Annotated in this window: 9 protein-coding genes; 7 read left to right on the top strand and 2 right to left on the bottom strand. The window is 63.3% G+C overall.

Annotated features, from left to right (window positions below):
* The first annotated feature begins 9 nt into the window (after nt 1–9).
* On the top strand, nt 10–801 hold the full coding sequence (locus tag EOA22_RS14035) for a TIGR02186 family protein (protein ID WP_013533664.1): 792 nt from the start codon (nt 10–12) through the stop codon (nt 799–801).
* Nucleotides 802–970: 169 nt separating this feature from the next.
* Complete coding sequence (locus tag EOA22_RS14030) at nt 971–2,227, top strand: Hsp70 family protein (RefSeq protein ID WP_027161735.1); 1,257 nt, start codon at nt 971–973, stop codon at nt 2,225–2,227.
* Between the two features lie 188 nt (nt 2,228–2,415).
* Here the strand turns inward: EOA22_RS14030 and EOA22_RS14025 are convergent, their stop codons facing one another.
* Nucleotides 2,416–2,877 carry a cupin domain-containing protein gene (locus tag EOA22_RS14025; protein ID WP_013533666.1) on the bottom strand — a complete coding sequence of 154 codons (462 nt, stop codon included), beginning with the start codon at nt 2,875–2,877 and terminating at the stop codon, nt 2,416–2,418.
* Between the two features lie 110 nt (nt 2,878–2,987).
* On the opposite strand from EOA22_RS14025, the gene EOA22_RS14020 reads away from it, so the two are divergent.
* A complete protein-coding gene (locus tag EOA22_RS14020) occupies nt 2,988–4,283 on the top strand; it encodes a winged helix-turn-helix domain-containing tetratricopeptide repeat protein (protein ID WP_063170006.1) in 1,296 nt (431 codons plus the stop codon).
* Nucleotides 4,284–4,417: 134 nt separating this feature from the next.
* Here the strand turns inward: EOA22_RS14020 and EOA22_RS14015 are convergent, their stop codons facing one another.
* Nucleotides 4,418–5,320, bottom strand: a complete 903-nt coding sequence (locus tag EOA22_RS14015) for a LysR family transcriptional regulator (RefSeq protein WP_063170005.1) — start codon at nt 5,318–5,320, stop codon at nt 4,418–4,420.
* Here EOA22_RS14015 and EOA22_RS14010 point away from each other — a divergent pair.
* The 4 genes from EOA22_RS14010 to EOA22_RS13995 form a co-directional block, all read left to right on the top strand.
* Nucleotides 5,270–5,602, top strand: a complete 333-nt coding sequence (locus EOA22_RS14010; protein ID WP_127390035.1) for a hypothetical protein — start codon at nt 5,270–5,272, stop codon at nt 5,600–5,602. The genes EOA22_RS14015 and EOA22_RS14010 overlap by 51 nt on opposite strands.
* Nucleotides 5,599–8,529 (top strand): molybdopterin oxidoreductase family protein, encoded by a 2,931-nt coding sequence (locus EOA22_RS14005; RefSeq protein ID WP_063170004.1) that lies wholly within the window; start codon nt 5,599–5,601, stop codon nt 8,527–8,529. Before EOA22_RS14010 ends, EOA22_RS14005 begins: the two co-directional genes overlap by 4 nt.
* Nucleotides 8,526–9,260: a 4Fe-4S dicluster domain-containing protein gene (locus tag EOA22_RS14000; protein ID WP_063170003.1), complete on the top strand. Its 735-nt coding sequence runs from the start codon at nt 8,526–8,528 to the stop codon at nt 9,258–9,260. The genes EOA22_RS14005 and EOA22_RS14000 overlap by 4 nt, the downstream gene beginning before the upstream one ends.
* A gap of 3 nt (nt 9,261–9,263) precedes the next feature.
* Nucleotides 9,264–10,132, top strand: an 869-nt coding sequence (locus EOA22_RS13995) for a DmsC/YnfH family molybdoenzyme membrane anchor subunit (RefSeq protein ID WP_127390034.1), incomplete at its 3' end; no start/stop codon positions are given.

The following is a 10,132-nucleotide window of genomic DNA, read 5'->3' as shown; positions in this document are numbered from 1 at the left end:
CCTCAACTGATGAAGGCTCGCAGCACATTCGCAACCGCCATTGTCCTGTCGCTGCTTGCGGCCGCCGTGCCGGCGAAGGCACAGGTCCCGCTGACCGAAGGCATCCAGATCGGTCTCTCCACCGACAACGTCTCGATCACCGCCGGTTTTTCCGGGGCCGATCTGACCATCTTCGGTTCGCTGGAAAACCCGGATCCACTCGTCGCGCGCCAGGGCCGCTACGACGTCATCGTCGTGCTCGAAGGTCCGCCCAAACCGGTGGTGGTGCGCCGCAAGGACAGGGTGCTCGGCGTCTGGGTCAATCTGGACTCTGAGACCTTCGAAAACGTGCCGGTCTCCTATTCGGTGGCGACGACGCGGCCGCTGCAGGACATCACCGAACCCAACAGCTACAAGCAGCTGTCGCTCGGCGCCTCCAACCTCTATATGCAGCCCGCCGATGCCGGCGACAGCCCGGCGACGATCGAGGAGTTCACGGCAGCACTGCGGGAGCGCAAGTCAGCGACCGGCCTCTACAGCGAGAATGTCGGCGGCGTGCAATTCCTGTCGCAGAACCTTTTCCGCGCCACCGTCAGGCTGGCGCCGAATGTGCCGGTTGGAACCCACAAAGCCCGCGCGTTCCTGTTCAAGAGCGGTCTGTTCATCAAGGAAAGCTCGGCCCAGCTCGAAATCCGCAAATCCGGTTTCGAGCAGTCGATCTTCCGTGTCGCCCACAATTATTCCTTCCTCTACGGCGTCTTCGCGATATCGCTGGCCATGCTGACCGGCTGGCTCGGAAGGCTGATCTTCCGGCGAGATTAGGATTTTCCCCGAAAAGTGGTTTCCCTTTGCCGAGGCATGCGGTAGATCGCGCTCCCCAGCCAAATGGCAGACACAAACAATTCGGTTCGGCAGAGCAGCCCGTCCCCGGACAGCGCGCGATTTCTCATGGCGCCTGTCGGCTCGCCGACGACAAATGCAGGAACTTGTCATGCGACCAGCCTTCGGCGGCATCGACTTCGGCACTTCGAACTCCACCGTGGGCGTGGTCCGCAACGGGCAGCCGCGCCTCGTCGCGCTGGAGAACGGCCAGGTCACGCTGCCCAGTGCCGTGTTCTTCAACTTCGAGGACAACCGCACCTGCTTTGGCCGCCAGGCCATCGCCAATTACACCGACAGCATCGAAGGCCGGCTGATGCGTTCGCTGAAGAGCGTGCTCGGCAGTTCGCTGGCCCATGAAAAGACCCGCATCAAATCGCGGTCGATCGGCTTCATGGAGATCGTCGGCATGTTTCTTGGCCATCTCAAGAAGAGGCTGGAAGCCGATGCCGGCGATACGGTCGAGACCGTCGTTCTTGGCCGGCCGGTGCAATTCGTCGATGACGATGCCGAGGCCGACGCGAAGGCGCAAAGCGAACTCGAGAACGCCGCACGTGCCCAGGGCTTCAAGCACATCGCTTTCCAGTTCGAGCCGATCGCGGCGGCGCTCGACTACGAGCAGAAGGTGACACGCGAGGAACTGGCGCTGATCATCGATATGGGCGGCGGCACGTCGGACTTCTCGATCGTGCGGGTCTCGCCGCAGCGCTCCCGTTCGCTCGACCGCAAGGACGACATCCTGGCCAGCCGGGGCGTCCATATCGGCGGTACGGATTTCGATCGGCTGCTGAGCATCGCCCATGTCATGCCGCAGCTCGGCTATTTGACGCCGACCAAGGACGGCAAGCGCAACCTGCCGGCAAGCTATTTCATCGACCTCGCCACATGGCAGCGCATCAACCTGGTCTACACCGCCAAGGCGATGACGCATCTGCGCCAGATCCGCTACGAGGCCGAGCGCGCCGACCTCGTCGACCGTTTCATCCACGTCGTCGAACACCGCTACGGACACGCGCTGGCCGCACGTGTCGAGAAGGCCAAGATAGAGCTGACCGACAGGTCATCCGCAGAGGTCGCTGTGAAGCTGCCGGGTGCGGAGTTCACCGCCGAAATCACGCGCAGCGGGCTCGACGCGACGATTGCCAGGGACATCGAGCGGGTCACCGCAACGGTCGGGCAGACTATCAGGGACGCTGAGGTGAAGCCGTCCGACATCACCGCGGTGTTCCTGACCGGCGGATCGACCGCGATCCCGCTGGCCAAACGAGAGATCCTGTCGCTGGTGCCGCAGGCATCCGTCATCGAAGGCGACATGTTCGGCTCGGTCGGACTTGGCCTGGCGCTGGATGCGCAACGCAAGTTCGGCTGAGGCTTTCTTCGAGCGGTCCAGCTTTTCAGAGATTACTGATCCGCTTTAGGCCAGGTCGTGTACCCATAACCTTCGGCGTGATGCGATGAAGATCACGTCCGCTTTGCGCCGATAGCGACCAAGCTCGTGCGCCAGCGCGATATGTCGCAATGGGCCAGAAGCTGTCGTGGGGCCGCCGTGACAGATGCCTACCCGCGTGTCGTCAAAGTCGAGAGCTGGTCAGTATCGTAGCGGTTCCGCAGCTCAGCGAGGGCTTTTGGGTCCGGCGCACCCTGCGCCGCGAGTTTGGCAAGTTCTTCGAAGTAGCGTTCGTGGCCAGGCGGAGAGACGGTCATCAGCACGCGGGCGGGTCTCTCACTGACATTCGTGATGTCGTGCGGCACTCCCGGTGGAATGAACAGATAGGTTCCGGGCGTTGCGCGAACCGTCTTGTCGCCGACATGCCACGCACACTCGCCTTCGAGCAGGTAGAACGTCTCTTCCTGCACACGGTGAACATGCCGTCCGGTGGCGAATCCCGCTGGGATCGTCCAGTCGAACATGCTCGTGTGCTTGGTGTTTTCGCCGGTGACGAGGAAGACCATAGGTTGACCACGCAGCATGATCCCCTTCTTCTCGTCGGGCATGCGAATAATGGCATTGGCGCTCATAGGATCCTCCTTTGACTGGGTGCTTACTTCCGGCAAGCACCTGTGCGACATTGGCCGTCGATGCCGGGAAAGTCGTGAATTCGTTCCCAAAAATTTGCTAAAAGCGTTGGATGACAATCGGAGGCGACCTTTATCAGTTTGGCCCGTTCCGTCTCGATCAGGTGGCGGGCATTTTGTATCACGGCACCGAGCCAACCATGCTTGGGCAACGCGCCGTTTCGCTTCTGCGTTTGCTGCTCCAAAACGCGGGCGTACCGGTATCCAAAGACGCGCTGGTCGAAGCCGGCTGGGGCAAATTGGCGGTTGCCGACAACAACCTGACGGTCCAGATCGCGGCCTTGCGCCGGGTATTGGCCGACGCAGCGGATGCTGAGAGCTGGATCGAAACACTGCCGCGCCGAGGCTATCGCTATGTAGGACCGGCTGTTGCGACGAGTGTCCCTGATCGTTTTGCAGCCGCCCGCACCGCGTCGGCGCCGACCTTGCCTGAGAAGCCTTCCGTGGCGGTCCTGCCGTTCTCGAACTTGAGCGGAGATCCGCAACAGGAGTACTTCGCCGATGGAATGGTCGATGACATCATCACCGGCCTGGCACGCATAAAATGGCTTTTCGTTATCGCGCGAAACTCGACCTTCGCTTACAAAGGCCGCGCCGTGGACGTGAAGCAGGTCGGCAGCGAGCTTGGCGTACGATATGTCCTCGAAGGCAGCGTGCGCAAAGCTGGCGGTAGTGTGCGCGTAACCGCTCAGATGATCGATGCATCGACCGGCGCGCACGTGTGGGCCGAGCGCTACGACCGCAGTTCGGAGGACATTTTCGCGCTTCAGGACGAAATCGCGCTATCAGCGGTGGGCGCGATTGCTCCAAGCTTGCGAAAAGCGGAAATTGAACGTGTCAGGCGGAAGCGCCCAGAGAGTCTCGACGCATACGATCTCGTGCATGATCGCGCCGCTGCATTCACGGCATTAGACGCAGCCCTCGCCATTAGCCCGTCATCGGCGCTGACTTACATTCTTGGCAGCGTCGTTCTCGGATGGGCCGGCGAAGCAGAGCGCGCGATAGAATGGAGCGAGAAGGGTATCCGGCTAAGCCCGTTCGATTCGTGGGCTTGGGCCGCGTTTGACGCCCAAGCAATGAGCCATTTGCTGCGCGGGCGTTACGAAGAAGCTTGTCGCGCAGCCTACAAGTCCGTTCAAGCCAATCCGGCACACAGCATCACCTACGTGCAACTGACCGCTGCGCTCGCCAAACTCGGCCGGCTGGACGAAGCGAGGGCCGCCGCCGCGCGCGTGCGCGAGCTTCAGCCGGGCTTCCGCTACAGCCGCCAATTTGCTGGCGTGCGCTGTGCGCCAGCGCTCGCGGAGACTCTGGGAAGCGCGCTGCGGGACGCCGGATTGCCAGAGTGACGGCTGGGCGTCGAGGCGGACAGCGCTAGCGAGCCCATCTGGGGAGGAAGGTCGTGGTGAGGCGTTTCAATCAGCCACTCGATACAAAGTACCAAGACCTCCGAGCCAACGGCAAAGCCGCAAACTCTGATACTCTAGCCCGCCGACGGGGCATCCGCCTTGCCGTCGAGATGCGCCTTAAGCGCCATCTGGGCCAGGCTTGCCTGGCGATCGCGATGGGTGATCATGGCGAAGTCGCGTTTCGGCAATTCGAGCGGCACGGATCTGAGACTGCCTTCAGCCACGGCGCGGGCCACGACAAGCTCCGAAATGATGGTGGCGCCGGCTCCCGCCTCGACCGCCTGGCGGATAGCCTCGTTGCTCGGCAGCACCAAAAAAATCTGCAAGTCGGCGAGCGAAATGCCTTCGTGGCGCGCCAGATCCTCCAGCACTTCGCGTGTGCCCGAACCGCCCTCGCGGATGATCCAGCGCAGGTCCTTGATGTCGGAGTGGCCGGGCGCAACTTCGGCGATCTCCGGATGCGTGCTGGCAACCACCAGCATCAGCCTGTCGACGTCGACCTTGGTGCGGCGCAGGATGTCGGACTCGGTGCGCCCCTCGACCAGGCCGAGATCCGCCGCGCCATCGAGGACATTGGCCTCAACCTGCCTGGTGTTGCCGATGGAGACGCTCAGCCTGACGGCCGGATAGGCTTCATGGAAGGAAGCCAGCCGGCGCGGCAGCCAGTAGCTGGCGATGGTCTGGCTGGCGGCGATCGAGAGGCTGCCGGTGACGGTCTGCGAGACATGCTCCAGCACATTGCGGGCGGCGGCGGCCCGTTCGAGCACGGCCTTGGCCTCCGGCAGGAACCGGTGGCCGGTCTGGGCAAGCTCGATGTTGCGGCCGACCCGGTTGAACAGGTGGACGCCGTGCTGTTCTTCAAGCGCCCGGATGGCCGCCGATGCCGCCGACTGCGAAATGCCCAGCAGTTCCGCCGCCTTGGTCATGTGGCCGCGCTCGGCGACGGCGACGAAAATCCGCAACTGATCCAGGGTCATGTCCACATTAAGAACCAATATCGATCGAATTTACAAGAACAACTGATTAGACAGATCGATACCTTTATTCTAAGTTTTCCGGCGAAGTTAGAAAAAATTCGCCGAAAGATCGCAGAGAGCAGAATGATCGGGCGGCTCAGATCCCTGCTTGCGCATTGGACCCGCGGCTTAAGGCGGCGGCTGGCCGGCGATCGCTATCACCCGGAAGAGCACTATATGCGCGGCCCCGGGCCGAAGACGCGGGCCAAATCCATGCGCCGTACAGGCGCCACCGGATCATGATGCAGGGACCGCCGCGCGGCGCGAATTCGGCACCATCGCAACGCCCGCTTGCCGACACGCGAGCGCCCGATGAAGGCGACGGCGTCGACACCTCGCCTGCCGTTTCCGACAGCATCGCCAAGACGACCTGCTACATGTGCGCCTGCCGCTGCGGAATCGATGTACACATCAAGGATGGCAAGGTCCGCTACATCAACGGCAACAAGGACCACCCGGTCAATCGCGGCGTGATCTGCGGCAAGGGCAGCTCCGGCATCATGCAGCATTACAGCCCGGCAAGGCTGAAGAAGCCATTGCTGCGCGCCGGCCCGCGCGGCTCCGGCGAGTTCCGCGAGATCGAGTGGGAGGAGGCGTTTTCTATCGCTACGGAACGGCTGTCGAACATCCGCCGGACCGACCCCAGGAAACTCGCCTTCTTCACCGGCCGCGACCAGTCGCAGTCGCTGACCGGCTGGTGGGCGAGCCAGTTCGGTACGCCGAACTTCGCCGCCCATGGCGGCTTCTGTTCGGTCAACATGGCGGCCGGCGGCCTCTATACGATCGGCGGTTCGTTCTGGGAGTTCGGCGAGCCCGACTGGGACAACACCCGGTATTTCATGCTATTCGGTGTCGCCGAGGATCACGATTCCAACCCGATCAAGATCGGTCTCGGCAAGCTCAAGGCGCGCGGCGCCAAGGTCGTCTCGATCAATCCGTGCCGCACCGGCTACAATGCCATTGCCGATGACTGGATCGGCATCCGGCCCGGAACAGACGGCCTGTTCGTGTTCGCCCTCATCCACGAATTGCTCAAGGCGGGTCGCGTCGATCTCGAGTATCTGCTGCGCTACACCAATGCCCATGTTCTCGTCGTGCAGGAGCCAGGTGCTGCCGATGACGGGCTGTTCGTGCGCGATGCCGACGGCAATCCGCTGGCTTGGGACAGGGTGGCGAAGACACCGGTCAGCGCCGCCGATGCCGGTGCGAAACCGGCGCTGACCGGCAGCTTCACGATCGGCGGGCGCCGCTGCGTCCCGGTGTTCCAGCTGATCGCCGACCGCTACCTCGATGAGAGTTACGCACCGGACTCGGTCGCCGAGCGCTGCGGCATTGCCGCCGACACGATCCGCAGGATCGCCGCCGAACTCGCCCATGTCGCCTTCGAACAGACGATCGAATTGCCGATCGCCTGGACCGACTGGGCCGGGCGCCGCCACGAGACGATCAAGGGGCGGCCTGTCTCGATGCACGCCATGCGCGGCATCTCTGCCCATTCGAACGGTTTTCACACCTGCCGCGCCATCCATCTCCTTCAGGTGCTGTTGGGCACGGTGGATGTCCCCGGCGGCTTCCGCTTCAAGCCGCCCTACCCTCGATCCGCGCCGCCCGGACCGAAGCCGGCGGGCAAGACCGTCAAGCCGATGACGCCGCTCGACGGCATGCCGCTCGGCTTCGTCTGCGGGCCGGACGATTTGCTGGTCGGCGAGGCCGGCACGCCGCTTCGCATCGACAAGGCCTATTCGTGGGACGCGCCGCTGGCCGCGCACGGCCTGATGCACACCGTCATCCGCAACGCCTGGGCAGGCGATCCCTACAAGATCGACACGCTGATGATGTACATGTCGAACATGGCGTGGAATTCCTCGATGAACACCGTCGAGACCATGGCGATGCTGACCGACAGCGACGAAGCGGGCAACTACAAGATCCCTTTCATCATCTATTCCGACGCCTATTATTCCGAGACCGTGCCGTTCGCCGATCTGGTGCTGCCGGACACGACCTATCTCGAGCGCCACGACTGCATCAGCCTGCTCGACCGGCCGATCAGTCATGCCGACGGACCGGGCGACGCCATCCGCCATCCCGTCATCGAGCCCGACCGCGACGTCCGGCCGTTCCAGTCGGTGCTGATCGAACTCGGCGCCCGGCTCGGCCTGCCTGGTTTCGTCGATGAGGACGGCTCGGCCAGATACCGCGACTATGCCGACTACATCGTCAACCATGAGCGCACGCCCGGCATCGGCCCGCTCGCCGGCTGGCGCGGCAAGGATGGGACCTCGACCGGCAGGGGTGAGGCCAACCCGGACCAGTTGCAGCGCTACATCGACAATGGCGGCTTCTGGCATCATGATTTCGCGGACGACCAGCGCTATTACAAGATGGCCAACCGCTCCTATCTCGACTTCGCAGTGCAGATGGGTTTTATCCCGAAAGCCGAACCGATCGTTTTCCAGCTCTACTCGGAGCCTATGCAGCGCTTCAGGCTCGCCGCGCGTGGCCATGGCCGTGTGGTGCCGCCGAAAGGCGATCGCCAGCGCATCGAGACCTACATGGACCCGCTGCCCTTCTGGCACATGCCCTTCGAGGAAGCGGTCGTCGACCTCGAAAAATATCCGCTGCATGCGCTGACGCAGCGGCCGATGCACATGTACCACTCCTGGGGTTCGCAGAATGCGTGGCTGCGGCAGATCACCAGCCAGAACCGGCTGTTCGTGCATCACCGGACGGCAGCCGGTCTCGGCCTTGTCGATGACGACTGGGTGTGGATCGAAAGCATCAACGGCAGAGTGAAGGGGCAGATCAAGCTGATCGACGGGGTGAACGAAAGCACGGTCTGGACCTGGAACGCCATCGGCAAAAGGCGCGGCAGCTGGGGGCTGAAGGACGACGCGGCCGAGAGCAACCGCGGCTTCCTGCTCAACCATATCATCGGCGACCAGACCTCGGCCGACGCTCAGGGCAAACGCTATTCGAATTCCGATCCAGTGACGGGCCAGGCTGCGTGGTTCGACCTGCGCGTGCGCATCGTCAAATGCGCAGCCGAAGAAGCCGGGTTCACCGAGCCGCAGTTCCAGCGTTTCCTGCAGCCGCCGCATTTCGAATCCTCGCCCGACAGACTGACTTTCGGCGCCGAATTCCGCAGGGCGAGAGAGGCGACCAAATGACCTGTCTGCCAAGTCAAAGCGGCAAGAAGCTCGGCCTCGTCATCGATCTCGACACCTGCGTCGGCTGCCAGGCCTGCGTCACCGCCTGCAAGGAATGGAACACCGGCGGCCACATGGCGCCGCTGACCGACATCGATCCCTATGGCGGCCATGTCGACGGCGTCTGGTTCAACCGCGTGCACAGCTATGAGCACACCACCGAGATGGGCGGACGGACGGTGAACTTCCCGCGCTCCTGCCTGCATTGCGAGACGCCGGCCTGCGTCACCGTCTGCCCGACTGGCGCCTCCTACAAGCGGGCTTCGGACGGCATCGTGCTGATCGACGAGGACAAGTGCATCGGCTGCAAATTGTGCAGTTGGGCCTGTCCTTATGGAGCACGCGAATTCGACACCGATGTCGGGGTGATGAAGAAATGCACGCTGTGTGTCGACCGCATCTACAATGACAATCTGGCCGAAGAAGACCGCGTGCCGGCCTGCGTCGCCGCCTGCCCGACCAGCGCCCGGCATTTCGGTGATCTCGGCGATCCCCTGTCGGCGGTCTCGCAACTGGTGGCCGAGCGTGGCGGCGTCGACCTGATGCCGGAGCTCGGCTATCGCCCGACCAACAAATATTTGCCGCCGCGCGCCCACACCGCGCGCGCCGCATCGGTGGCCGCGCCGGCATTGGAACCGGTGCGGGCCGAAGGCGGTTTCCTCGGCTGGGTCGACCGCATGCTTTCGAATTGACCCATGCATCCAGCCTTCTCCGTCGTCTTCTTCACCACTGCCACCGGCGCGGGCTACGGCCTGCTCGCGCTGCTGGGCACGCTCGGAGGCTTCCAGATCATCCCACCCGATTTCTGGCTGGGCTTCATCGGCATGGGGCTGGCGCTCGGCCTGATCGTAGCCGGCCTGTTGTCCTCGACGGGTCATCTCGGCCGCCCCGAACGCGCCTGGCGGGCGTTCTCACAATGGCGCAGTTCATGGCTGTCGCGCGAAGGTGTTGCCTCGGTCATCACCTTCATTCCGGCGGGACTGTTCGGCATCGGTTGGATATTCTTCGGCAAGACCGATGGCTGGGTCGGCATCGCCGGATCTCTGGCCACCATCGGCGCAATCATCACCGTCTGCACCACCGGCATGATTTATGCGTCGCTGAAGCCGATCGCCCAATGGCATAGCCGCTTCACCCTGCCCGGCTATCTCATCTTCTCGGCAATGACCGGCAGCGTGCTGCTGAACGCGCTGCTGCAGGGCTTTGCGCTTGGTTCGAAGGTGCAGCTGGCGGCTTGCCTGCTGCTGACCTTGACCGGCTGGGGCTGGAAGCTGGCGACCTGGCGCTACAATGACCGGCTGGAGATCCCGACCACCGCCAACACCGCGACCGGGCTGGCGGGAGGTACGGTGCGGTCGCTGGAATGGCCGCATACCGAAGAGAATTACCTGCTCAAGGAAATGGGTTTCCGCATCGCGCGCAAGCATGGCGCGCGGCTGCGTCAGATCACGCAGCTTCTGGCCTTCGCGTTGCCCTTGGGGCTGCTCGCCATTGTGTTCCCCCTGCCCTGGCCGCCGGCAGCGTTGCTGTCGGTACTCGCTCATGCAATCCTGTTCGCCGGCAT

The sequence above is a fragment of the Mesorhizobium sp. M7A.F.Ca.US.014.04.1.1 genome (assembly GCF_003998745.1).
GTDB classification, from domain to species: Bacteria; Pseudomonadota; Alphaproteobacteria; order Rhizobiales; family Rhizobiaceae; genus Mesorhizobium; species Mesorhizobium ciceri.
Note: the sequence above shows the minus strand (reverse complement) of the source record. Positions and strands in the feature narration are given on the sequence as shown.

What these genes read in the sequence shown, in the direction of transcription:
- EOA22_RS14035 (WP_013533664.1), top strand. Translation starts at nt 10, where the DNA reads ATGAAGGCTCGCAGCACATTCGCAACCGCCATTGTCCTGTCGCTGCTT.
- EOA22_RS14030 (WP_027161735.1), top strand. Translation starts at nt 971, where the DNA reads ATGCGACCAGCCTTCGGCGGCATCGACTTCGGCACTTCGAACTCCACC.
- EOA22_RS14025 (WP_013533666.1), bottom strand. Translation starts at nt 2,877, where the DNA reads ATGAGCGCCAATGCCATTATTCGCATGCCCGACGAGAAGAAGGGGATC.
- EOA22_RS14020 (WP_063170006.1), top strand. Translation starts at nt 2,988, where the DNA reads ATGACAATCGGAGGCGACCTTTATCAGTTTGGCCCGTTCCGTCTCGAT.
- EOA22_RS14015 (WP_063170005.1), bottom strand. Translation starts at nt 5,320, where the DNA reads ATGACCCTGGATCAGTTGCGGATTTTCGTCGCCGTCGCCGAGCGCGGC.
- EOA22_RS14005 (WP_063170004.1), top strand. Translation starts at nt 5,599, where the DNA reads ATGATGCAGGGACCGCCGCGCGGCGCGAATTCGGCACCATCGCAACGC.
- EOA22_RS14000 (WP_063170003.1), top strand. Translation starts at nt 8,526, where the DNA reads ATGACCTGTCTGCCAAGTCAAAGCGGCAAGAAGCTCGGCCTCGTCATC.